Origin of the sequence: Oceanospirillum linum, from assembly GCF_001995095.2 — a bacterium.
In the GTDB taxonomy this organism is placed as follows: Bacteria; Pseudomonadota; Gammaproteobacteria; order Pseudomonadales; family Halomonadaceae; genus Oceanospirillum; species Oceanospirillum linum.
On record NZ_MTSD02000001.1, the window covers coordinates 1,031,625 to 1,056,047 of the forward strand.

Below are 24,423 nucleotides of genomic sequence, written 5' to 3' on the forward strand. Positions count from 1 at the left end.
CGACTATGCTGAAAGACTTGTTGGAAAAAAAAGAGGGAACCAGAGCAGAGTTTAACCACAAGGTTAAGCGTTGCTTTGAACCGTACACGCCGCTTATTGAAGCCGACGGTGCTGAACTGGAGTGCGTGATAATCCTGGCCAATCTGGCCAGCCGAGCTGCTGAAACACTCGATGACAGAGCCAGCGCAAAATCATCGCTCACCACTGACAACTTCTGGAAGAAAGTACTACAAAGTGCACAACAGCTTCATACCCACAATCTGAAATTCCCTGACGCCCGAGTCCACTATAAAAACCGAATCCGGGTTATCAATCCTCAGGATCAGTTTCCTGTTTTAGGCTGGTCCGGCAATAGCAGCGATTATAACTTTGCCCGTTTTTTAAACTCTGCGTTCCAATGGCAAAACGAAAGACACACATTGCTGACTGTTTTGCTTGATGATCTCCCGGCATGGCGAAACGCTTTCTCAAGGCTTGGAGTTTTCAAAGCGCAGTGGCATCAATTGCGGCAGCAACTGAAACAGATTTTCCAGACCTCAACATTCCCCGACACGGTCGATATCTATTCACCGCAGTTGCGGCTACCGTGGCGAGGTAGGCACCTGATTGCGATCACGCCCGTGGTCAACCATACACTTCAACTAAAGATTCAGTCTTCAGCTAAAGAACTCCCCTCTATTAAAATCAGTTACCCGAGACCTTCGGCTATCGGTCAGCTCTGCGGTGCTCTGGGCGGCAATTTACGCTATTTGCATTACCACCCCATTCCCAAGGGCTTAATAGGCTTCCAGCAACAATTAAGTGTTGATAGAGAGTCTTTGCTTTCTCAGCGATCTTTATCAGGCAAGCACCCTGAGTCTGTTTATAAATCTCTGATCGACCGAAGAATCAACGCTTCTCTTAGGCTGGCCAGACTAGCCAGGCGCGATGCACTGAGGCAGTTTGATCTTATACTCGAAAACTGGCTCAAAGCTCTGATGGATGTCAGGCAATACTTTCTGGAAACAGGGTGCTTGCACTACAAAAACCTGAATCGTGTTGAAGAATCATTTGTGCGGGACGAGGCATCATCAAATGACCTCAGGAAATATCTCAACACGTCATTCCACAAAAGCCTTCGACTTAATCCTTACACTCAGGATTTTGCTTACCATCCGGGTCTTACTGCCACACTGAATCAACGACTGAAGCAACTTCTACATCAGGAAAATGCCCCATCAGCAGCTGAAGAGCTACCTGAAATGGGATATGCCTCACTGCACAATGTATCGGTAACCGATGGCAATGCACTCAATAATCCCTACTGCGCCGGTATGCCATCCATGACCGGGCTATGGGGCTTCTGTAAAAACCTTGAGATGCAGCTTAAAGAAAGTGGATTTGCTGTTTCTGTACAGCGTGTTGCTTTGATGTGCCACGAGTTCTCTGCCAACCGATCCACACTTATACCGGAGCCTTCCCGTCCCTCACCCCAGAAAGGCAGTCAGACCGTTAAAAGATCCGGCCTGTTACCCCAATTTACTTTCTCCGGCCAGTTCTCTGTCGTTATTGAGTACCGAAAATCCGCTGGACGTTTGAGTGAACTCACAACTGATGATTTACGCAATCATCTGCCAGACAGGTTGTGGGGCGGTAGTCTCATGCTGCAGGAGTCAGCAAATAATCACGGGATTCACCTGACTGATGAATTTGACCCTCTGTATCGGAAGTTGATCAGGCAATTCCGAAGAGGTGTCTGGCTCGTTCCGGACAGCTCAGAGGTGATCGAACAAAACTCGCTATTTGATTTACTGCTTGAGGATAAAAAACGCGCGCCCTTACTCACAGGCTTCAAAGCGTTGGAAGAGCCCAAGATCAGAGAAGGCGCTTTATGTGGCCTGCACTTTTACGCAGAGCCAGCCATTGGTATTTGCCGCAGGGAAACCATGTTTCGGCTGACCAAATCACCGGATTACTTCCTCAATAAAGCTTTTTGGGGGCTAACTCCAGCCACTAACAATGATGAATCTATTCACCTGATACGAAGGGTATAAATCGATGAATTTACCGAATCAGCTCACGTATAAGAGATCACTTCATCCTGGCCCAGCTGTCTTTTTCTATGAGGATGCAGAAGAGAAACAGCATCCGCTCACCATTGAACGTACAAAAATCAGAGGAAGTAAGAGCGGATTTGCCGAGGCCTATCAGGTCAAAAAGGATAAAGCGGCAGAATCTGGGATCAACATATCACTCAAACCCGATGCCACAACTCAAAAGCTGTCGTCAGGGAATCCACACACTATTGATACCTGCTATTTACCGCCAGAAGCCGAGACACTGATCTGCAAATTTTCTTTAAGAATCGCCGCCAATAGCCTAAAACCAGACACCTGCTCTGACGCAGAGTGCTGGAACAGCCTTACCAATTTCACCGCTCTCTATAAAAAAGCGGGCGGTTACTTCGAGCTGGCGGAGCGCTATGCCAAGAATATTCTGTCAGGTGCATGGCTTTGGCGAAATAGAGATACCGCTGCATTCGAGATCACTGTAGAAACCTCAGAAGGCAATACCTATACCCTGCCCAATGCACACCTTCAATTCCCTGATATTCCATGGAAAAAGATACTGCAAAGATATTAAAGGGACTTGCTACAGAGATTGAAACGGCTTTAGCTTCTCCAAGATATTATTGGAGTGCCGAAATAACAGCACGTTTGAAACCAGGGTTCTGTGCCGAGATATTCCCCAGTCAATGCTTCACCGACCCGAGCGATTCGGACGCAAGCAAGGTATTAGCAACAATTAACTATCAGGGAGCTAAGACGGCCTGCATGACCGCTGATAAGGTTAATGCCGCGATTCAGCGTGTTGATAACTGGTACAGTGATGACCCAAATGCCTCCCCGCTTCGAGTCAATGAATACGGTTCTGACAGCCATCGAAATATCGCCTGCCGTCATCCTTCCACGCAGCTCGATTTCTACACCTTACTTCAGGGAATTGATGAACAGATCTCTGTGCTAGAAAAAGCAAAATCGCTTAAAGATATTCCCGCGTCGACTCACTATATAACGTCAGTCTTAACAAAAGGAGGTATGTTCCAGGGAGGAAAAGCGAAATGAAGTGGCACTACTTTATAATTCGATATATTCCCTCTGATGCGGATGAGTTTCTGCTTGCAGGACGCTGTATTCTGGCACTGCATCATTTCCTCTATCGCAACAAAGCTAACAGTATTGGCATCCATTTCCCGGATTGGAGCGATCGGTCTGTAGGCAAACGCATCGCCTTCATGTCAGAGAATGAAGATTTGCTAACCTGGTTCAAAAAAGAGCGCTATTTTCTGACAATGGCTGAAAACGATCTCTTTGAGATGACTGAAATCGTGCAAACATCACTGACCGATAAAAAGGGAGTTGCATTCGTAAGAAACCAAAAAGCAGGCAAGCTCACCTCTGCCTCGAAAGCCCGCCGGATCAGAAGAGCAAAGCGGCGGGCAGAAGCCAGAGGAGAGGTCTATAAGTCCAGAAATCAAGAATCGGATAGAGAGCTGGATCACTTCCACAGTATCCACATGGAAAGTACCAGTACAGGCAAGGCATTTACTCTTTTCGTAGGGAAAGTCGAAGAACCCGGTACCGGCCTGTCTCAAAAAGAATTCAACAGTTATGGACTATCATCTCAGAATCAGCAGATGGTATTGCTACCAATAATTTCATAAACGTCTGAAAAGGCATTAATTTCAAGTAGTTACAATTAGGCTGGATTTTTTGGGCAAAATAACTAGATTAAACATAACTCTTTGAGTTTAAAGAAAGAAGTTTGGAATATTCATTGTGATCTGCCGCATAGGCAGTTGGTAATTTCAGGGTGACGGAAGCCGATGTCGTGACCGGGTGATCTGCCGCATAGGCAGTTGGTAATACTGGTTAATACCTCAGATGACGAGGCGTTTGTGATCTGCCGCATAGGCAGTTGGTAATCAGGTTCGTTTAAAACTGCGTCTGCTGTGTGGTGTGATCTGCCGCATAGGCAGTTGGTAATTTGTAGCCCGTCGAGGCGCGATTAACGAAGCCGTGATCTGCCGCATAGGCAGTTGGTAATCGATGCAATGACAAGATCTGCGTCAGTATAGCGTGATCTGCCGCATAGGCAGTTGGTAATAATCACCAAGGTTAGTTACTATTTGAATACGTGTGATCTGCCGCATAGGCAGTTGGTAATAGCGGTTTGATTTCGATGAGGTAGGTGCCCGGGTGATCTGCCGCATAGGCAGTTGGTAATGCTCTGACAGCTTCAGTGAGCACTGAAATGCGTGATCTGCCGCATAGGCAGTTGGTAATTTCGTTGGAATTAAAACCTCATAGGTTTGCAAGTGATCTGCTGCGTAGGCAGTTGGCAAATTTTTTAATTGAAGATCCTAACTTTGAGCATAGTAATAGGATGCTCTTCAACGGCGTAAGGAGGAAATGGTGAGCAACCCAATTTCAGATTCAAAAGCAGGCAATTCAGACGAACCAGTTCCTCATAGCTCAGAAGCAATTTACCTAAATGATCGTGAGTGGGATCGCTTAATGGAGCTTATTCAGGCTAAGCCAGCAGAACCAACCGAAACACTACGAAAGATCATGCAATCGGAACATCCAAATATTGCTATCGATCTTTAGATCAAATGATGGCTAAACCCAGATGTGATTTTAAAGTGCAGCTCTGCCGAATAGGCAGTTGGTAATAAGCCCAACCTACCTCTACATGTGAGCGCTACATTATCTGCCGAATAGGCAGTTGACGAATGAAAGCCCGAGAATTTCTTGGACTGTTCACATCAGAACGGTTTATTAAAATTTTTTCAACTTATGGGTTAAATTGTATTTCAGCTTATGGTTTAGAAGGTGACGTAACCCATTGATTTTTCGTTATCCGATTTTTCACTTTATGGTTTAGTCCACAAAAGCACCCTGCATTACCTGGAGCCATGGGTCGCTAAAATCACTCAATGGATACAGGAGGGCCGTACACCTTATATGTTTCTGCACACCCCGAGTAACCGTCATGCACCCGAAGTAGCCACCTACTTTGCCGAGCAACTCAATAAGGCTATACCTGGCAGCGCCCTGTTTACTCCTTGGCCAGAAATCCAAGAACCGTTACAGGATTCCTTATTCTGATAGTTTATTTTAAATACCGGTTTTAAATCCTTCTCTTCAAAACCGGCCTTAAACCTCGATGGCAAAAGCGGCAAGGTATAATGCATCCAAGTAAAAAAGTACCCGCCAGCCATATGATCAGATGCTGCTATTATTCGCCTGAGTAAATGTTTTCTTCAATATATGGTCTGCCGATAAAAACCCGGGACCAAAAACAGCCGTTATCAGGAACATCAGGCCCCATAACTGGTGGTCGTAGAACCCTTGATCCCACAATACCGGGTAAGAAACCACAGCCATAATATTAAAGACAAAGAGTGCAGAGGCGACACCCCGGCCCATCAGACCCAGAATTAAAAGCGGAGGCAGAATCAACTCTGCTGCCGTTCCAAGGTAAGCCGCCAGCTCCCAAGGTAATAGAGGAACCTGGTACTCTTCTTCGAACAGATACAGAGTACTATCCCAACTTTGGATTTTAACTAATCCAGATTGCAAAAAAGCTTTGGCCGCCCATATTCTAACGAACAATAACAGCAGTGGACCCGCAAGCTTCTCGAATCCGCTAAAAAAGCGGTCATACCATAAGGCAAGTGATGTCATTCTTCGATTCCTCTACTCTGTGTTTTTTTCAGAACGTCAAATCCGGTGATTAGCCCCGTACGGATGGCGTCCTGTAGCAGGAGATCAGCAGCATCGTACTCAAACTGACTAAATAGACTGCCCGCCTGACAATGCTCCAGTAAACAAAATACGCCGTCGTCTAACTCTTGATAGAGCACCTCCGCTAAGCCAGAGGTTACAATATAGCCCTTCTGGGGCTGATCCAGCTGAAACCCTGCTAAGGGATCACCCTCATCAGATGCAACCGTATCCCTCTTCTCGACATCCTCTTTCTCGGTCTCGGCCTGTCGTTCAAGCCAGTTCTTTAAGCGGCGAAACAGCTCGATAATTGCCCAGGGGGATTGAAAAAGCGTGATATCGGGATTAATCACAAAGTGAATCCACTCATAATCATCTTCGCCGACCTCAGATAAACCCTGATAGGGAAAAGGCTCTGTCGTGGGAATACGATTAATACGCACGGAATAAGCCCATTCGAAGCGCGCCAAGTCAGCGAGATAAGGCATCTCCTTCAGCTGCTCCAGATCAAGCATAAAATCCGGCAAACCCTCGCCAAACTCAGCCACTGCAGCATTTGACATCGGCACGGTACGGATAAACGCCTTGGCCAACTGGGCAAAAAATTCGTCACCAACCATCACTCGAAGCACCGGGTAGGTTACTTCCAGCGCCTCTGTCAGGCTAAGGACAAAGTTATTGCGGTAGATCTGCAACAGTTGGTCAGCATCAAAATGCGTCTCCTGAATGTCTTGATAGAGTTTAGGGTGATCCACAGACGATGCAGGTGATATCAGTGCTTGAGCAAATTGCTGCTGTAAACGATAGAGTTCAGGGGCCATTACCAACTCAGAAGCTGGGTGGGTAGAAACATTAAGATCCCTCATGACTAACACCATATTCGTAGCCAGATTTGGATGCTAAAACCGAATCTGTACCAAGCTGCTGAACTCTCTCTGCTTTACCAATCTCATCCAACAACACTGACATTTCCGGTATATCGGTATCCCATTCCACCAAAGCCGGAGCCTGGCAGTCCAACTTATGCCTGATTTGTGCAAACAGCTGCCATACCTCATCACTGACACGACTCCCATGGGTATCAATCAGAATACGTCCCTGATCATATTCATTGACTGAAAAACCAGCCAGATGCAGTTCACCCACCGCATCAAGGTTAATATTGTTCAAATAATCATAACTGTCGAAGCCGTGGTTCACGGCGTTAACGTAGATATTATTCAGATCAAGAAGAAGGCCGCAGCCCGTTTGCTCAACAATCTGGTTTAAAAAATCCCATTCAGTAAAAACCGACACTTTAAAATTCAGATAGGCCGTAGGATTCTCAATCAGAATCTGACGCCCAAGAGCCTGTTGAGCCACGTCTACCTGTCGGCAAAATTGTTCAAGGCTCTCACGGGTATAAGGAATCGGCAGAAGGTCATTAAAATATCGGCCAGCTACGGCACTCCAGCTCAGATGCTCTGACAGCAATGCCGGTTGAAACTCATCCACTAAAGCCTTTAACGCTGAAAGGTGTTTAGGGGCTAAAGAGTCCCCTGAGCCAAGAGATAGCCCGACACCGTGGAAGCTTAATGGGTAATGTTGTGCGACCTGACGTAAAATATGGCGCTGAACACTCTGCTCATCCAGGTAGTTTTCACTATGAACTTCCAACCAGGAAACGCTCGGTAGTTCTGACAGCAGATCATTATAGTGCGGTGCCCGCAACCCCATGCCAATACTCGCCGTAGGCACAGAAAAGCCCTTCACAGTATCCATGGTGAGCACTCCGTTTTTTACAAAGAGAGGGAATATATTTCTGAGAAATGGAAACGCAATGCTCAGGAACCCGCTAATAATAGAGAGTTCCTGACTATAAGCTATAGCTTAAACGGGTAGCACTTACTTAGAGGTCAGACTGCCACCAGCAAGCTTAGAGCACATACCTTTAGGCACAGCGATAAAGGCATCGCCCTGGAAATCTGTTTTAGACGTACCGGCACAAGAACTGTTTTTCGTTGCACAGTCATTGTGACCCGCTTTTGCAACGCCATAACATTTCTCTTTACCTGCAGCCATAGCAGGTGTTGCTGTCACTGCACTCAGCGCAATAATACCGGACATTACAGAAGCCATTGCCAGTTTAGATTTAGTCATCGTTGTTACCTCGGGTTGTATACACTGAAAAATGTTTTATTAATCGTATTTTTATCTTGATTTTTTAAGTTCGTGTTAACGTACTCACTAACACTTACGCACCATCAGTTCAGGTGGATGCAAAAAATTTGCACAACATATTTCATCTGACCGAACAGAGCAGGATCAACTCATGGCCGATTCTTTCAGTATGGCCCATAATCAACAAAGGTAACGAACTTTTGGAAGAAAACACATTATTTAGATGCATACAGCATACTTGTGTGATTGACTGCATCTGTCAACGATGCGTTTACGTATACGACTGAATGAGCCACTTTGTAATAAATCTTTGCTCTCCCCTGCGGAGCAAGAGCAGAGGCCAGGTTCTGATCAGGATAAGTACCTTCAGATAATTCGCTATCACACTGCACCCACTGTGATCTTAATTTAATGCTTAAAGGATGCCCTATGTTCACTCAGCTTCGGTTAGCTCAGCAGCTTGCTATCGGTTTTGGCGTGCTGATTTTGTTCAGCGTCGTCTTAACCCTGTTTTCCTATAAGGGCCTGAGTGATAGCTCACGTGGGGTCCAGCAATATCGGGGGTTTGTAGCAGATACCAATATCGCAAGCCATCTGCAGAGCAGCATGTTAATGCAAGGTGCTGATGTACAAAGTTACCTGGTACATCAGGGACAAAGTACCCTGGAGCACTACCAAAAGCAGGAAAGAGAAGTTGCCGAGCTGATCCTGACGGCTAAATCTCAGTTTAAAGATCCTAAGAGACTCGCGCTAATTAAGGATACCGAAGCCCAAATCGAGCAATTCCAACAGGCTTTTGATCAGGTTAAAGTTCAGATTGGTCTTATTGATCGCATCACAGAGCAGCAGCTATACCCCGCGGGTTTTGAGATCCGTAAAACGATGACGACCTTGATTGAAAATGCTTACCTGAACGGTGTTGGTGATACTATCTTTTATGCTGCCAGCGTACAGGAACACCTGCTTCTCGGTCGCCTTTACGCCAACCGCTACCTGATCTCACGTAACAAAGAACATTACGACCGAGCGGTGAAAGAGCTTGATGACATCATGCCTAACACACTGCAGCTATTAAAAAATGCACTCGATGGAGAAGAAAGCGAGCTATTAGCTCATTTTGAGAAAAATCATCAGGCTTTCTTATCATCACTTGATGACGTTTATCGGTCAGCCAGCCAGGTGACTCAAATTACCCAGGAAACCATTATCCCGCTATCAGTAGACATCACAGTAAAAACCAACCAAATTAAGCAGGATATTTTAAAAGATCAAGAACAGGTCGGCCCAAAACTACAGCAGGATATTGAAAACCTGACAGACCTGATTCTGTTTGTCTCAGCAATTGTTGTGGTCGCAGGCATTGTATTTACAATCGTCATGTTGAGAGTGATCAAGCAGCCTATTGGCGGAGAACCAAGAGATATCGCGGCGATCACCCGTCAGATTGCCTCCGGCGACCTGAAGGTTAAGCATCAGGAAAACAGTACCGGCATTCTTCAGTCTGTTAGCCATATGGCAGAGCAGCTCAGAACCATCATTGCATCAATCACCCATACCGGTAGTCAGTTGCAGGATACAGCACAATCAGCATCTGCAGTTGCCCAACAAACACATGCCGTTGTTAATGAACAGCAAAGCCGTATTGAACAGATCGCAGCGGCCGCTACAGAAATGGCGGCCAGTATTCATGATGTCGTTAACCACTCAGAGTCTTCAGCTCAGGCCGCATCAACAGGTATGGACTATGCTGCCCAAGGTAAAGAAACGGTACAGAGAACCCTGGAAGCTATTAATGATCTTGCTGACAACGTTGAGAAATCTGTCGAAATCATACAGTCCCTTGAAGCCAGCAGTACTAATATTGGTTCCGTGACAGAGGTTATTCAGACAATCTCTGAGCAAACCAACCTACTGGCTTTGAATGCTGCAATCGAAGCAGCCAGAGCAGGGGAATCGGGTAGAGGATTTGCTGTTGTTGCCGATGAAGTCAGGAATCTGGCACAGCGGAGTCAGGACTCAGCCCAAACCATCCAGGATATGATTAACCAACTGCAGTCTGATATCAATCATGCCGTTGAGGCTATGCTCACCAGCCGCGATAAGGCGTTAAACACAGTAGAGCAGTCTGAGAAAACAGGAGCCGCCCTTGATACGATTGTTGAAAGCATCCGGCAAATCAATGAGATGAATACTCAGGTTGTGACTGCCGTTAGCCAACAGTCTTCTGTTGCAGAGGAGATCAGCCTCAATATTACAGCAGTTACTCAATTGTCCGATCAAACTGTTGAGGGAGCACTACAAACAGCTGACGCCAGCAGCGAACTCTCGAAGATATCTAAAGAACTGGCTAAAACAGTTGATCACTTCAAACTCTAAATGGACAGACGGGAATACATTGATCGCAGAACACCTGCGATCAATACCCAAAATGTAAAAAGGCAGCCGAAGCTGCCTTAATCAAGGTTTTTTAGATTAAAAACCTAATGTTTGCGAGCAAACTCAATTATAGAGTTCTCATCCTTGGCATTAACCGCCTGGACTCCTAGCATACTCAATTTGCCTTTAAACTTCTTAAGGTACTGTTCTAAGCCTTTATCATCCACAGACTCAAGGTCCAGCATAAACAGAAGATCTTCAGCACTCACATCGGCCTCAATAATATGCTCAACCTGACTGAGCCATAAATCAGCATGCTTTACAGCATTACCAATAGTACTTTGATCGAAAGCCAGTGGCTTGATCGCTCTTTTCTCAGAAATACCATCCGCACGTACAAACGGCAAAGTAATCTCCATTAAGTCAGTCTTTAAGGTTACTTTCTTGTAGACTCTATCCAAATTGATACGTTTGAGTGTCTGACGCAAACTCTTTTCAAGGTACTTTTCACGATAATCTCGCGTATTAAAGCTTCGGCCAATAAAATGATCGAAGAGCCGCTCAGTTTCTTGCGCAATATTCTCTGTCAAAAGAACGCGGGTATCTGAAAAAAGAACCACCCCTCCTTTTGGTCTACTTAATTCGGCAAAAATAGCTTTACCTAATTCAGAGTTATTTTTTTCAACGAGTTTTTTGGCTCGCTCAAACTCAGCTTCAAGAGTCTTGATGACGGTTTTATAAACCCTCTTATCCATATTATGGAAAAACTGTGTTACTCGACCAAAGCGGGATGGAGCCAACAGAAACTCCAATTGTGACTTAGCCGGGCAAAAAACCAAGACGCCAATGTTGGCAAACTCTTCTGTTTCAAGAAAAGGAGCAAAACGTACAATTTTGTATTGGCATGCAAATTTGTTCATGTGATTTCACCCCAGAATTCGTCCGTTTCTGCGAGGTCTAAAGTTTTCCTAATATGTTCAAGTGTAGTAGAGGCCAAATCAGATGATTCGAACCACTCCAATGGTATTAGTGACGCAATAGTATCTATTTCCTGTCTGAGTAAATCCATTTTACTCAGATAGTGAGCCTTACATGCTAAATCTATCGGATTCTTGGTTATAGCATGCCTAAAGACGTGGGACTCCATTTCTTCTATAGAGAAATCATCCGAAAAGGCTAAATTAAAATCAATCACCTGAAGCTGCTGTGACGTAGACTCAAGCAACAAATTAACATTCCCAGCAATTTCTCCAATATTTCTATCCGAGTTATTGATCCAATAATCAAAAACGAAAATATCTCTTTGCAACAACTCTGGAATCAGATTTAAGTCCGACAGTGTCAACGTTTCGCACGGTTGAACAGACCTAGAACCAAATAAATACTCAAACTCTAAGTCGCTTTGCCAAGCTGGATCCGTAATTTCTTTTAGCGCTGGATCCAGATATAAGATTTGGGGCTCAGGTGTTGGCAGTCCGAAAGATCTTGCCAATTTAGCGGAACACCACTCTGTTACAAGTCCTTTTGCAGTAGAGTTAGACCCCTTTGCAAAATAGTAGCTTCCATCCTCGGCAAGACAAAGAAAAGGCTCTAAAAATCCTTGTTCAAATGAGCATCGTCGAACTATTTCAACAATATGCATCCTGCGGTACTTCTCCTATCCCATTAGAAGACCTAAATTTAATCACTCGATGTTAAATCAAAAAGGCAGCCGAAGCTGCCTTTTTTGTGCCGAACAGTCAGGTATTAACCCACCCACACCCGTGCGTTGCGGAACATACGCATCCAGGCTCCGTCCTCACTCCAGTCATCCGGTGCCCAGGAGTTGGTTACCGTGCGGTAAACTCGCTCCGGGTGCGGCATCATGATGGTGACACGACCGTCGATAGAGGTCACACCGGTAACACCTGCCGGAGAACCGTTCGGGTTCGCCGGATAGGTTTCGGTCACCTTGCCATAGTTATCCACATAGCGTAGCGCCAGATTGCCACTTTCCAACAAGGCATCCAGGTGAGCTTCACTGGTGAACTCAGCGTGGCCTTCACCGTGAGCGACAGCAATTGGCATACGGGAACCCGCCATGCCCTGCAGGAAAACAGATGGACTATCCTGTACTTCAACCATACAAACACGGGCCTCAAACTGCTCCGACTGATTGCGCACAAAGTGCGGCCAGTGCTCAGCACCGGGAATCAGCTCGTGCAGGTTAGACAGCATCTGACAACCATTACACACGCCCAGCGCGAAGGTATCTTCACGGTGGAAGAAGTTCTTGAACTGCTCACGGGCGGTAGCGTTGAACAGAATGCTCTTCGCCCAACCTTCACCGGCACCCAGAACATCACCGTAGGAGAAGCCACCACAGGCGACTAACCCACGGAACTGATCCAGTGTCACACGGCCTTCCAGAATGTCGCTCATGTGTACATCAACAGCTGCGAAACCGGCCCGGTCGAAGGCCGCTGCCATTTCAATCTGACCGTTAACGCCCTGCTCACGCACGATAGCCACTTTCGGACGGTTGCCGGAAGCGATCAGAGGCGCTGCAACGTCTTCATTCACATCGTAAGTCAGTTCAGCATGCAGACCCGGATTGGTGGAATCCAGCAGGCCGTCGAACTCTTCCAGTGCGCAATCCGCGTTATCACGCAGCGCCTGAACGCGGTAACTGGTTTCGCTCCACTTACGCTGGTAGTTCACACGGGCATTTTCCAGGACCGCTTCACCGTCATAGGTGAAACGAACCCAGTCTTCATCGTTCAGCTCACCGATAACCGCTACGCAGTCACCAAGACCTGCCGCCTGGAACTGAGCCAGCACTTCTTCGGAATCATCACGCTTGATCTGAACCACAGCACCCAGTTCTTCGTTGAACAGTGCCGCTAGTACATCCTGGTCGTCATTACTATCAGAAATCAGATCCAGTTTGATGCTCAGGCCTGTGTGGCCAGCAAAGGACATCTCAGTCAGAGTTGTGAACAGGCCACCGTCAGAACGGTCATGGTAAGCCAGCAGCTTGCCATCCTGATTCAGCCCCTGAATCACAGCGAACATCGCTTTCAGGTCTTCTGCGTCATCCAGATCAGGGGCTTCGTTACCCACCTGATTGAAGACCTGTGCCAGCGCAGAACCACCCAGACGATTCTGACCACGACCCAGATCGATCAGCAGCAGATCGGTATCACCTTTGTCGGTACGCAGTTCAGGGGTCAGGGTCTTACGGGCATCACCCACAGGTGCAAAGCCGGTAATCACCAGAGACAGCGGAGATGTTACGGCTTTCTCTTCACCGTTATCGTCCCAAACGGTACGCATGGACATAGAGTCCTTACCTACTGGGATCGCGATATCCAGCTCAGGAGCCAGTTCCATACCCACCGCTTTTACGGTGTCGAACAGCGCCTGATTCTCGCCGTTGTGGCTGGCGGCAGACATCCAGTTAGCCGACAGCTTGATGTCGCCCATCTTGTTGATCTGAGCTGCAGCTAGGTTAGTAATGGTTTCACCTACAGCCATACGACCAGAAGCCGCAGGGTTGATCAGCGCCAGCGGAGTACGCTCACCCATCGCCATCGCTTCACCGGTGGTCGCATCCTGCGTTGTGGTGGTTACCGCAACATCAGCAACCGGCACCTGCCAGGGGCCTACCATCTGATCACGGGCAACCATACCGGTAATAGAGCGATCACCAATGGTGATCAGGAAGTTCTTACTGGCAACGGTTGGCAGCTGCAGAACCCGCTTAGCCGCTTCTTTCAGCTCAACGCCTTCAAGTTTCAGCTCAGGCAGCTCAGGATTAACGCGGTTAAATTCGCGGTGCATCTTAGGTGGCTTGCCAAACAGCACACTCATCGGCAGGTCAACCGGCTCATTGCTGAACACAGTATCCTGAACCGTAAGGTGCATCTCTTCAGTGGCTTCACCGACAACTGCGAATGGGCAGCGTTCACGGGCACAGATCGCCTCAAACGCTTCCAGATTCTCGGGGGAAACAGCCATCACATAGCGTTCCTGAGATTCGTTACACCAGATCTCCAGCGGGCTCATACCCGGCTCGTCGTTCAGTACTTTGCGCAGATCGAACTGACCACCACGCTCGCCATCTTTAACCAGCTCCGGCAGCGCATTAGATAAACCACCTGCGCCAACATCATGGATAAAGCTGATGGGGTTTCTATCGCCCAACTGCCAGCACTGACCGATCACTTCCTGGCAGCGACGCTCCATCTCTGGGTTTTCACGCTGTACAGAAGCAAAATCCAGATCTTCAGAGCTTGCACCTGTGGCCATAGAAGACGCCGCGCCACCGCCCAGACCGATCAACATAGCCGGGCCGCCCAGAACGATCAGCTTAGCACCGACAATAATGTCGCCTTTCTCAACATGATCCGCACGGATATTGCCCATACCGCCCGCCAGCATAATCGGTTTGTGGTAACCCCACATCTCTGTACCGTTTACACCAACAGCTTCCTGCTCAAAAGTACGGAAGTAACCATTCAGGTTTGGACGACCAAATTCATTGTTAAATGCCGCACCACCTAATGGGCCTTCGATCATGATATCCAGCGCAGAAACGATACGCGCAGGCTTACCATAATGACCTTCCCAGGGCTGATTGAATTCGGGGATGCTCAGGTTGGAAACCGTAAAGCCCGTCAAACCCGCTTTTGGCTTAGAGCCACGGCCTGTTGCACCTTCATCACGAATCTCACCACCGGAGCCGGTAGCAGCACCGGGGAAAGGTGCAATCGCAGTAGGGTGGTTGTGAGTTTCTACCTTCATCAACAGGTGAACCGGCTCTTTGTTTTTGCCGTATTCTTTCGTGTCAGGGTTCGGGAAAAAACGGTTCGCTTCATGGCCAACAATAACAGACGCATTGTCTTTATAAGCGGAGAGTACGCCTTCGGGACTTTGCTCAAAGGTATTCTTGATCATGCCGAACAGGGACTTCTCCTGTGCCTCACCATCAATAGTCCAATCCGCATTGAAGATTTTATGACGGCAGTGCTCAGAGTTAGCCTGAGCAAACATCATCAGTTCGATATCATTTGGATTGCGACCAAGATCGATGAAACTTTGTACCAAATAATCGATCTCATCATCCGCCAGAGCAAGACCCAGAGACTGATTAGCCTCTTCCAGAGCAGGACGGCCACGACCCAGAATATCCACAGAGGTCAGCGGACGGGGTTCTTCATGGCTGAATAAGCTTGTAGCCTGATCCAGATCGGTCAGCACCGCCTGAGTCATACGATCATGCAGCAGGTCTTTAACGGTCGCCAGGTCCGTTTCTGATAAGTTTTCTGCCTGGATATAGTAGGCAATACCACGTTCAATACGGCTGATCGATGCCAGACCGCAGTTATGGGCAATATCAGTCGCCTTGGAAGACCATGGCGAAATGGTTCCCGGACGGGGCACAACCAGAAACAGCGTGCCGGAAGGCTCCAGCTCTTCTGCTTGCGGGCCGTAACGCAGAATACGGTCAAGAACCGTTTGCTGCTCGGCAGTCAGATCTGCGGTCAGCTCTGCAAAATGCATGAACTCGGCGTGTACATTCAGAACTGCGGGTACTGACTCCTGAAGAGCAGACAGTAACTTGCGGGTTCGGAAGGCAGATAGGGCGGGCGCTCCACGCAATTTAAGCATGACGAAAAGAAGCCTCTTTAAAAAAATCGGAAACCGGAACTTGTTCTACTATTTAAACAGGCAACAAAAGATATAATTAAGCGGCACCGTTAAAAAAATAGCAGAAAGAATGAGGGTGCCAATAATACTGCAAACCCTGTGTTTAAAGCTAATCTGAAGATGACTTTCTTGGTATATCATTTAGCAGAGTGTCATTTTAAGCAAAAAAAATGCGACAATAGGCTTCTGTCTATTTTTCCAGTAGCGAAACAGCCCGTTATAGCAACGGTTATTGAGTTCGCTCTTTATTACAGCAACATCTGGTGAGCACTGTGTTTAAGCAGCCTTTTTTACAATTTACAAAGTTCACGATGGCCGCAGCAACGCTGCTGGCAGCCGTGTCTTTGTCTGGCTGTAACCAACCCACCGTCCTGGAAGAAGTTAAACAAAATGGCACGCTGAAAATCCTGACACGAAATACCCCAACAACTTACTATGAGGGTTCTGACGGCCCCACAGGTTTCGAGTATGAGCTGGCAAGCCTGTTTGCTGACCACCTCGGAGTAAAGCTCGAAATTGATAGCAACCACGACATTAAGGGTATTTATCAGTCCCTGGAAGAGGGTGACGCCCACTTGGCTGCCGCAGGGCTTGAGGTCAACCTGGATCGCATTGGTGACTTCTACTACAGCCAGGGTTACATGGATGTACAGCCCGTTGTCATCTACAACCGAAAACAGTCCAGACCCAAAACAGTAGAAGACCTTGTCGGAAAGCAAACAGCGGTCATCGCCGGCACTAATAATGCATTCCTGCTTCGGAATCTGCAGCAGAAACAGCCAAAGCTTAGCTGGAAAGAAACCAGCGACCTGGAAGCCACGGATCTTATCCGCATGGTACACGAGCAGGAACTGGACTTTGCAGTCATCAACTCGAACGAGCTGGGAATCAACAAGGCTTATTACTCCAGGGTGAAGGAAGCCTTTGTGCTTAATGAGACCCATAAGCTTGCCTGGGCCATGCCAAAGCGCAGAGATAATACCCTATACAATGCCGCACGGGATTTCTTCTCCCAAATAGAGAGTGACGGCACTCTCTCTCAAATTCGCGACCGCTATTATGGCCATAAAGAAGAGCTGAACTATGTTGGTGTCCAGCTGTTCCTGCGTCATATCAGAGGGCGCCTGCCCAAGTATGAGAAGCACTTCAAAAAAGCAGCTGAAAAGTACAATCTCGACTGGCGCTTGCTGGCAGCCACGGGCTACCAGGAATCCCATTGGCTCCCCCGTGCTAAGTCACCAACAGGTGTTCGGGGTCTGATGATGCTAACCCTGAATACCGCCAGCGATATGGGCGTCACAAACAGGCTGGATGCAAAACAGAGTATTTATGGCGGAGCCCGCTACCTTTCCAAGCTAATTCGTCGTATGCCGGAACAAATTCTGGAACCTGACCGCACCTGGATGGCGCTGGCATCTTACAATGTCGGTTACGATCACCTGGAAGATGCCCGGAAAATTACCGAACATATGAAAAAAGACCCGAACAAATGGATTGATGTAAGGGAGCATCTGCCACTTCTGCAAAAACGAAACTGGTATCGTTTTACCAAGCATGGCTTTGCCCGTGGTGAAGAGCCTGTTCATTACGTTCAGAACATCCGGCAGTACTATGACATTCTCACCTGGTACGACAGCCGTCTGCAGCAGGTGGCGCAAAACCAGGCCACAGAAGAAAGTGTACAGAAAGCCGTTAACTTCAGTATCGTACCTCCGGTACTCTAGCCTCAGTCAAACAGCACATCCTAATATCTGCGACACTTCGCCACTGAGACATAGTGCCGCGCGACACTATGTCAAATTCAGTCACATCAGTACCTTTATTATGATGGCCTCCCTTACATGGAGGAAAAGAGCATAATGAATAAACTGATGATATGCGGCACTCTGGCCAGCATCGCAACACTAACCGGTTGTTTAGGCAGCGATGATGATAATAATAGCAACGCAATACAAAGAGACGTTGTCATTCAATTTGCAGGGGAGGTCAACGGCCAACCTTTTAGTTGTGCAGATACTTATGCAGGGCTGGGAACCAGCAACGCTTCAGCCGTATTGACTGACTTTCGCCTTTACTTAAACAGTGTCAATTTAATTGATGCTGAAGGTAACAGGCACCCTGTCGCATTAAAGAATGATGGTGCATGGCAAACTGACGAAGTTGCCTTATTAGACTTTGAAACCGGAGACGGCAGCTGTACATCAGGCACGCAAGCAACCAATATGGTCGTTAGCGGTACGGTTGACGAAGGTAACTATACCGGTCTTGAGTTCAACGTAGGTGTTCCGGGACAAACCAATCATCAGGACTCAACAGCCGCCCCTTCTCCACTCAATATTTCAGGCATGTTCTGGCGCTGGCAGAGTGGCTATAAACATGCCCGTATGGATCTTAAGCTTGATACGCCATACAACTACACTGACAGCTCCGGCGCAGCAAAAACAGGCACATCCTGATTCATGCACCTGGGCAGTACCGATTGCTCCGGTGACCCAACATTGGGTGAAACGGTTACCTGTGCCAACCCCAACCGCCCGACAATCACTTTAAATGACTTCGATATTGAAGCTCACAAAGTGATCGTTGATTATGGCAAGTTGGTTGCGACAACAAATCTGTCTACTCCGACCCCAGGCCCATTTGGCTGTATGTCCGGTGCCACCGATGCCGACTGTGTAGAAGTCTTTAAAAACCTGGGCCTTACAGGTGATCAAACTCTATTTGGTAAAGGGTCTCTTTAATGAGAGCGGCACTATCTTCTGCCTTCAACGCCAAGATGGCTGCCCTGAACGCAAAGCTGGCCATTCCAGCTTTGCGTCCAAAAACCATCAAAAAAGGCTGGTTAACTCCCCTCCTGTTTTCACTCGCAGCATTAACGGGTTGCGGAGATTCGGACTGGCAGCACGAGGAGTTTTCTACAGGCAACAGCGCATTCGACTTCCGAATCCCAACGAATACTCCAGCACCTTTTGTGCCTGAAGATAATCCAATGACTCCCGAAAAAGTAGAGCTGGGGCGTCATCTGTTTTTTGATACCCGCTTGTCCGGCAATCAGACCCAATCCTGTGGCAGCTGTCATTTACAGGAACTCGGCTTTGCTGACGGCATCGCATTACCTACAGGGTCTACCGGAGAACGGCTTGATCGTAACTCTCAGGGGTTACTCAATGTTGCCTATAACTCCACTTTTACCTGGGGTAATCACTCGCTAACCAGCCTAGCTGACCAACACTCTGTACCTCTATTTGCAGAGTTTCCTGTTGAACTGGGTGTTAACGACAGCAATAAAGAAGAGATACTGCTGCGTCTGTCTCAAGATACAACCTACCAACAACTCTTTGCCGCAGCCTATCCCGATAGCAATCCAGAAAACGGCTCAGATATTAATTTCCAACAAATCAGCCAATCCCTCGCGTCTTTTATTCGCTCAATGGTCTCCTTCAACACACCCTATGACCGCTACGAACAGGGCGATAGCAACGCACTAACCGACTCCCAGAAGCGCGGCATGGATCTGTTCTTCAGCGAACGGACCGAGTGTTTCCACTGCCATGGCGGCTTCAACTTTTCCCAGTCCACACGCCATAGTAAAACCGTATTCTTCGAAGCACCTTTTTTTAATAACGGTCTTTATAATCTTGATGGTAACGGTAGCTACCCAGTAGGCAATCAGGGCCTGTTTGAACTCACAGGCAAAGCAGAGGACAAGGGTAAATTCCGCCCCGTCTCCCTGCGCAATATCGAAGTAACCGCCCCCTATATGCACGATGGCTCCATCGAAACACTGGAAGAGGTTATTGAACATTACGCCGCCGGAGGCCGGGCACCAACAACCATTAACGGTCAGGCCACAGGTGATGGCCGTCAGAATCCTAATAAAAGCGGTTTTGTCGGTGGCTTTGAGCTAACGGCGCAAGAGAAACAAGATCTGATCAACTTCCTGAAATCCCTCACCGATGACAGTTTTAACAAGGATGAACGTTTTGCTAACCCGCACTCCTAAAGCAGTAACCCCAGTGCTATCCGCTGCAAAGCGGGCCATCACATCAACATTAGCATGCCTGCTGATAGTTCCGCCCTCCGGCGCGCTTGCCCATGGTTCTAAAATGGATATCCCTGACACAGGAATACGCATCAGCTTAGATGTTGAGCAACATATCTTGTCAGGGGTTTCGGAACAGAGCTATCAGCTTTCAACACCGATTCTGCAACAGGCTGAATCTGCTGAGGAAGGAATTGGTGCTGCCGAGATAACACTGGCATTAACCACTGAGCTTGCCGATCACTGGCTGGCTTACGGCGCGATCAGTAATCACAGCCATGGCGGTGAGTCCTCACTGGATATTGATCAGGGCTTTATTCACGGAACAGCTCAAGGTTCAGCATTACAGGGGTTTACATTACGTATAGGCCGGTTTTACTCGTCAGCAGCGCTTTACAACGACCAGGGGCACACGGGATTACTCTTTCCTACGGCTCCGCTGATCTATCAGAGCCTGATGGGGGGCGAGCTGAAAGATGATGGCCTGAGTGTTGGCTACAGCATAACCCCGAACACCAAAATCACTTTTGAAACCTTCGCTGGCGATAACAGTCTTTCCGGCCAGCAGGCTGGCAATAAATTCAGCCAAACACATACCTTGTCCCTGGATCAAAGTATCGAAATGGAAACCTGGGGACACCTGGATACCAAAGTTGGTTACTTAACCAGTGAGCAAAACTACCAAAGTGAAAATTCAGGCCATAGCCATAGTACCGATAGCGACCTTGTCTATCAGCTATCGGGGGATATTAAGCAGTGGATGCTGTCGGCATTATGGCAAAAAGAGCGCTGGCAGGTTAGCGGAGAGTATTTTATTCGGGATATTAATACAGACGCTCAGACCGACAGTCAGATACTGCAGATCCAGGATAAAAGCTCTGGCTTTTACGGCTTAGTTGCTTATCAGATCTTCCCTGAGTGGGTACTGGCCACCCGTTATGACCGATTAACAACCGATATTGATACCTATGGTCATCAGGAACTGATAACCAGCTTTGGTTTACCTGTCTCAAAAACCCCTGAAAACCTGACACTATTGGTTAACTGGCAACCATCTGATAACCAGCAATGGTCACTGCACCTGACTCAGCCAAAAGATCTATGGCAAGATTCTTCATCAAATGACTTATACGGTGGCCTCAGTTATCAACTCAGTTTTGGCGGTGAGACGCTTTAGTATCCAAGCCGATCAAGATTGATCGGCTGGTTCTTATTTTGACTTCCGACGCTCTGAAAAGAAGCTCTTCATCACCTGCTTGCTTTTCCCCGCCAGCAAACCACCGGTAACCTTTACTTTATGGTTATACCAGGGCTGAGCAAATAAATTACAGATGCTCTCATTAACACCGGTTCTGGGTTCTGCGGCACCATAATACACATGCCGTATCCGGCTGTGGATAATCGCGCCAGCACACATAGTGCAAGGCTCTAACGTAACGTAAAGATCACAATCAATCAGCCGGTAATTATCCATCTGCCGGGCAGCATCCCTTAACGCCATAATCTCTGCATGGGCTGTTGGATCACAGCCTGAAACCGGTTGGTTCCAGCCTTTCCCCACAATCTCACCCTCAAATACCACAACAGCGCCCACCGGAACCTCTCCCTCATTGGCGGCTTTTTGCGCCAGCTCCAGCGCTCTATACATAAAGTACTCAGGTTTGTGGCTCATCGCTTATATCCTAAAGAAGGTTATTCCTGCCGCGCTTATGATAATCTCTTTTCCTATTATCATCACAGCAACATGCTCAAACCATTATCACAAATACAGCCGTCACATGAGGTGTCGGCCAGCCGGGACTGTAAACTGAGTTTATTCAGAACCGGAATAGACTGCCGGAGGTGCTTTATTCATGTTTTTCACAACTCTGCCCGATATCAGAGCGATCTGTTCAATACTAACGCTGAGCCTATTAACCCTCATGCCCTACACACAGGCAGAGGCTGCCCCCATCCGCTTTCTGGTCGGCTATCCAACAGAAGCTTCAGCCCCCTACTATTTGGATTCAGGCTCTGAAATCCCAGCAAATAATCCAGGCTACAGTGTTGAGATAATGCAGGAAGTTGGTAAACGCATTAAAGAAGTAAGCTTTAAGCTGGTTCGCTGCGAATTCAGTCAATGCCTGGAGCAGATAAAAACAGGCAAGCTCGATGGCCTGTTTAATACCCCTTACCGGGAGCATTGGCTCTTTACGGGTAAATACCCTTTTACCAAGGCGAAAGTTGACCTGCGACAAAAGCTCTACGGGGAGGAGTATGCCCTGTACCGTGTCAAAGATGACCGTAAAATAACAACGGATGGTGACCGCATTTATGGGCTCAAAAACCGGGGGATTTCCGTAAAAAACCATAGCTCAGTCATCCCTCTTTTAGAGGAAAATAACTACCCGGTACAGAGTTATGCGACAACGACAGAAGCCTTACAGGCCCTGCTACGCAGAGAAGTACCAGCCAGCGTCCTTGTTGTCAGTCATGTGGAAGCCCTGGCCCGAATGCACCCGGAGCTTTCCGATCTGATCAGCCGGGCAGAATACAGCCTCCATGAAGAAGATTACTACCTGATGATCAGCCGCCAGTTCTATGCTAAAAAACCCTGGCTGGCAGAGAAAATCTGGGTAGAGCAAACTAAAGTTCAGCAGGAGCTGGGCGAAAAGCTGGCAAATAAATACATTCGGTAACCTGATATAAACGGCCAAAAAGCACCTTTCCCGGAGCTTTTTGGCAACACAGCCGGTGGTACCTTTTCTCTGACCTTCATGATCGTCATCTGCACATCTGCACGGATTCATAGTAAAGACAGCACTTGCTTAATCCTATTGTATGACTAGGTTTATAGAGGTGAAACTTTTCTTATCGATCAGGAGGATCTCTGTGAGCGATATCAACAGCAATCAAAGCCAGCAAAGCCTACATCCGAAGACTGATAGTAATTTATGGTCAGATATCATCTGGCAAGCCACTCAACTGCGTCATCAGCTCCACCAGCAGCCAGAACTGACCTGGCAGGAAAAAAAGACCTCTCAAACCATAAGACATTATCTCGACCAGCTGGGTATAACGTGGCGGGAATATGAAGATGTCGGCACCCTGGCGACACTGGCACCTAATGCCAATGGCCCCCATACGGCCCTCCGCGGAGATATCGATGCCCTTCCTATTCATGAAGAAGCCCAGGTCAGCTTTGCCTCTCAAACCTCCGGCTGCATGCATGCTTGCGGGCATGACGGGCATACCGCAGCACTCTGGGCAACAGCGGCCTGGCTAAAAGCCCATGAGGATCAGCTTCCGGGGCCCGTCACATTGATTTTCCAACCAGCAGAAGAAGGCGGGCATGGTGCAAAAGCCCTGATTGATGCTGGTGCTCTCGAGGGAATTGATCGGATTTACGGTTGGCATAACTGGCCTGCTATTCCCTATGGTCAGGCCGTTTGCCCGGATGGAACCGTGATGGCAGGTAACGGCACCTTTCATATCCGTGTAAAAGGCAAAGGAGGTCATGCCAGCCAGCCGGAGCTCTGTAGAGATCCTTTACTCGCTGGTTCCGCCATGGTGATAAACCTACAGCAAATTATTAGCCGTAGAGTCGCTCCTCAAGGTGCCGCCGTCGTCAGTGTTTGCTCCTTCAAAGCGGAAAGCGCCGCAACCGTCATCCCGGAAAGCGCTCTAATTGAGGGCAGCATACGCCTCTCCTCTCCGGAACAGCGACAACCTATAAACGCTTTAATCGAACAGATCTGCCAGGACACTGCTCGCACCTACGGCGTTGAAGCCGAGGTTGAAATCAGATCCCGATATGAAGCAACCGTGAACGATGCTCAGGCCGCTAGGGCTTTTCGAACAGCCCTTAAAGATCAGCTCGGCGATAATTGGCAAAGCAATACGCCTGTTCCTATTATGGCGTCAGAGGACTTCAGCTATTACCTGCAGCAAATTCCCGGTGCATTTGCACTGATTGGCATGGCAGAACAAGAGAATTACACAGCCCCCTGCCATAGCCCACACTATCAGTTTAATGACCGGCTATTACCACAAGTGGTCTCTGTTTTTGCCCGATTAGTGGGCGCACCCCAGCCCAAAAAAGAGCATATTTAATGATTAATTTCATTAGCTTGCAGGATCGCCTTATCTCTCCTACGTTGAAAGCAGATCTTTTAAAAACCCGTGTTTGAGCGCTACTCGAAAATTTCGTATTGCAGAGTGCATAGCGAAACAAGCAGAGGTTTTTTTCAGCCTGAACTCTGATTCAGACAGGATCTTTCATCACTTTGGTCAGTTCCTCCAGGGAGTGTCTGGTGAACTGGCTGCATTTAAAAATACCGAGCTGCCGCAAGGGCAGTATCTGCACACTGGGCGGTACATCGCTGTATTCGCTCAGTTTGGGAGGGG

General features: G+C 47.8%; 22 protein-coding genes and 1 CRISPR repeat array. Of the genes, 14 read left to right on the forward strand and 8 right to left on the reverse strand.

The genetic code is table 11. The features are described from left to right. Nucleotides 1-5 precede the first annotated feature (5 nt). From BTA35_RS04795 to BTA35_RS18830, 6 genes are all read left to right on the forward strand, one after another. The gene (locus BTA35_RS04795; RefSeq protein ID WP_077243247.1) at nucleotides 6-2,033 is read left to right on the forward strand and encodes a type I-F CRISPR-associated protein Csy2; all 2,028 of its coding nucleotides are present in this window, start codon (nucleotides 6-8) and stop codon (nucleotides 2,031-2,033) included. Nucleotides 2,034-2,037: 4 nt separating this feature from the next. Next, nucleotides 2,038-2,622, forward strand: coding sequence for a type I-F CRISPR-associated protein Cas7f/Csy3 (locus BTA35_RS18675; protein WP_077243248.1), 585 nt, complete (start codon nucleotides 2,038-2,040; stop codon nucleotides 2,620-2,622). Next, entirely contained in the window at nucleotides 2,595-3,104 is a 510-nt protein-coding gene (locus BTA35_RS18680; protein WP_077243249.1) for a type I-F CRISPR-associated protein Cas7f/Csy3, read from the forward strand. Before BTA35_RS18675 ends, BTA35_RS18680 begins: the two co-directional genes overlap by 28 nt. Next, nucleotides 3,101-3,703, forward strand: coding sequence for a type I-F CRISPR-associated endoribonuclease Cas6/Csy4 (gene cas6f / locus BTA35_RS04810; protein WP_077243250.1), 603 nt, complete (start codon nucleotides 3,101-3,103; stop codon nucleotides 3,701-3,703). Before BTA35_RS18680 ends, cas6f begins: the two co-directional genes overlap by 4 nt. Nucleotides 3,704-3,818: 115 nt before the next feature. Beyond that, a CRISPR array of direct repeats spans nucleotides 3,819-4,385; the repeat unit is 28 nt; unit sequence GTGATCTGCCGCATAGGCAGTTGGTAAT. A 69-nt stretch (nucleotides 4,386-4,454) separates the two neighbouring features. Then, a complete protein-coding gene (locus BTA35_RS04815) occupies nucleotides 4,455-4,649 on the forward strand; it encodes a DUF1778 domain-containing protein (RefSeq protein ID WP_160055075.1) in 195 nt (64 codons plus the stop codon). A gap of 300 nt (nucleotides 4,650-4,949) precedes the next feature. Beyond that, on the forward strand, nucleotides 4,950-5,150 hold the full coding sequence (locus BTA35_RS18830) for a DUF72 domain-containing protein (RefSeq protein ID WP_369126255.1): 201 nt from the start codon (nucleotides 4,950-4,952) through the stop codon (nucleotides 5,148-5,150). 117 nt (nucleotides 5,151-5,267) lie between these two features. Here the strand turns inward: BTA35_RS18830 and BTA35_RS04820 are convergent, their stop codons facing one another. From BTA35_RS04820 to BTA35_RS04835, 4 genes are all read right to left on the reverse strand, one after another. After that, nucleotides 5,268-5,729, reverse strand: a complete 462-nt coding sequence (locus BTA35_RS04820; RefSeq protein WP_077243253.1) for a DoxX family protein — start codon at nucleotides 5,727-5,729, stop codon at nucleotides 5,268-5,270. Further along, nucleotides 5,726-6,634, reverse strand: a complete 909-nt coding sequence (locus BTA35_RS04825; RefSeq protein ID WP_161489873.1) for an HvfC/BufC N-terminal domain-containing protein — start codon at nucleotides 6,632-6,634, stop codon at nucleotides 5,726-5,728. Before BTA35_RS04825 ends, BTA35_RS04820 begins: the two co-directional genes overlap by 4 nt. Beyond that, nucleotides 6,621-7,529 (reverse strand): MNIO family bufferin maturase, encoded by a 909-nt coding sequence (gene bufB / locus BTA35_RS04830; protein ID WP_077243255.1) that lies wholly within the window; start codon nucleotides 7,527-7,529, stop codon nucleotides 6,621-6,623. The genes BTA35_RS04825 and bufB overlap by 14 nt, the downstream gene beginning before the upstream one ends. A gap of 123 nt (nucleotides 7,530-7,652) precedes the next feature. Further along, the gene (locus tag BTA35_RS04835; protein ID WP_077243256.1) at nucleotides 7,653-7,907 is read right to left on the reverse strand and encodes a BufA1 family periplasmic bufferin-type metallophore; all 255 of its coding nucleotides are present in this window, start codon (nucleotides 7,905-7,907) and stop codon (nucleotides 7,653-7,655) included. 450 nt (nucleotides 7,908-8,357) lie between these two features. Between BTA35_RS04835 and BTA35_RS04840 the strand changes: the two genes are divergently transcribed. After that, nucleotides 8,358-10,304 (forward strand): methyl-accepting chemotaxis protein, encoded by a 1,947-nt coding sequence (locus BTA35_RS04840; RefSeq protein WP_160055069.1) that lies wholly within the window; start codon nucleotides 8,358-8,360, stop codon nucleotides 10,302-10,304. 104 nt (nucleotides 10,305-10,408) lie between these two features. Here BTA35_RS04840 and BTA35_RS04845 read toward each other — a convergent pair whose 3' ends face one another. The 3 genes from BTA35_RS04845 to purL all read right to left on the reverse strand — a co-directional run bounded on the left by BTA35_RS04845 (nucleotide 10,409) and on the right by purL (nucleotide 15,956). Next, nucleotides 10,409-11,224: a DUF3037 domain-containing protein gene (locus BTA35_RS04845; RefSeq protein WP_077243258.1), complete on the reverse strand. Its 816-nt coding sequence runs from the start codon at nucleotides 11,222-11,224 to the stop codon at nucleotides 10,409-10,411. After that, a complete protein-coding gene (locus BTA35_RS04850; protein ID WP_077243259.1) occupies nucleotides 11,221-11,946 on the reverse strand; it encodes a HipA family kinase in 726 nt (241 codons plus the stop codon). The genes BTA35_RS04845 and BTA35_RS04850 overlap by 4 nt, the downstream gene beginning before the upstream one ends. 104 nt (nucleotides 11,947-12,050) lie before the next feature. After that, nucleotides 12,051-15,956 (reverse strand): phosphoribosylformylglycinamidine synthase, encoded by a 3,906-nt coding sequence (gene purL, locus BTA35_RS04855; protein WP_077243260.1) that lies wholly within the window; start codon nucleotides 15,954-15,956, stop codon nucleotides 12,051-12,053. Nucleotides 15,957-16,306: 350 nt separating this feature from the next. On the opposite strand from purL, the gene mltF reads away from it, so the two are divergent. From mltF to BTA35_RS04880, 5 genes are all read left to right on the forward strand, one after another. Further along, the gene (mltF, locus tag BTA35_RS04860; protein WP_139363616.1) at nucleotides 16,307-17,719 is read left to right on the forward strand and encodes a membrane-bound lytic murein transglycosylase MltF; all 1,413 of its coding nucleotides are present in this window, start codon (nucleotides 16,307-16,309) and stop codon (nucleotides 17,717-17,719) included. A 135-nt stretch (nucleotides 17,720-17,854) separates the two neighbouring features. Then, complete coding sequence (locus BTA35_RS04865) at nucleotides 17,855-18,451, forward strand: MbnP family copper-binding protein (RefSeq protein ID WP_161489874.1); 597 nt, start codon at nucleotides 17,855-17,857, stop codon at nucleotides 18,449-18,451. 3 nt (nucleotides 18,452-18,454) lie between these two features. Further along, nucleotides 18,455-18,736 carry an MbnP family protein gene (locus BTA35_RS04870; RefSeq protein ID WP_077243263.1) on the forward strand — a complete coding sequence of 94 codons (282 nt, stop codon included), beginning with the start codon at nucleotides 18,455-18,457 and terminating at the stop codon, nucleotides 18,734-18,736. Then, nucleotides 18,736-19,998, forward strand: coding sequence for a methanobactin export MATE transporter MbnM (locus BTA35_RS04875; RefSeq protein WP_238377485.1), 1,263 nt, complete (start codon nucleotides 18,736-18,738; stop codon nucleotides 19,996-19,998). The genes BTA35_RS04870 and BTA35_RS04875 overlap by 1 nt, the downstream gene beginning before the upstream one ends. After that, entirely contained in the window at nucleotides 19,979-21,214 is a 1,236-nt protein-coding gene (locus tag BTA35_RS04880) for a porin family protein (protein ID WP_139363617.1), read from the forward strand. The genes BTA35_RS04875 and BTA35_RS04880 overlap by 20 nt, the downstream gene beginning before the upstream one ends. 33 nt (nucleotides 21,215-21,247) lie before the next feature. Here BTA35_RS04880 and tadA read toward each other — a convergent pair whose 3' ends face one another. Then, nucleotides 21,248-21,709, reverse strand: coding sequence for a tRNA adenosine(34) deaminase TadA (gene tadA / locus BTA35_RS04885; RefSeq protein WP_238377486.1), 462 nt, complete (start codon nucleotides 21,707-21,709; stop codon nucleotides 21,248-21,250). 181 nt (nucleotides 21,710-21,890) lie between these two features. On the opposite strand from tadA, the gene BTA35_RS04890 reads away from it, so the two are divergent. Continuing rightward, nucleotides 21,891-22,715, forward strand: coding sequence for a substrate-binding periplasmic protein (locus BTA35_RS04890; protein ID WP_077243265.1), 825 nt, complete (start codon nucleotides 21,891-21,893; stop codon nucleotides 22,713-22,715). Between the two features lie 193 nt (nucleotides 22,716-22,908). Next, complete coding sequence (gene doeB2 / locus BTA35_RS04895; protein WP_238377487.1) at nucleotides 22,909-24,129, forward strand: N(2)-acetyl-L-2,4-diaminobutanoate deacetylase DoeB2; 1,221 nt, start codon at nucleotides 22,909-22,911, stop codon at nucleotides 24,127-24,129. Nucleotides 24,130-24,423 lie beyond the last annotated feature (294 nt).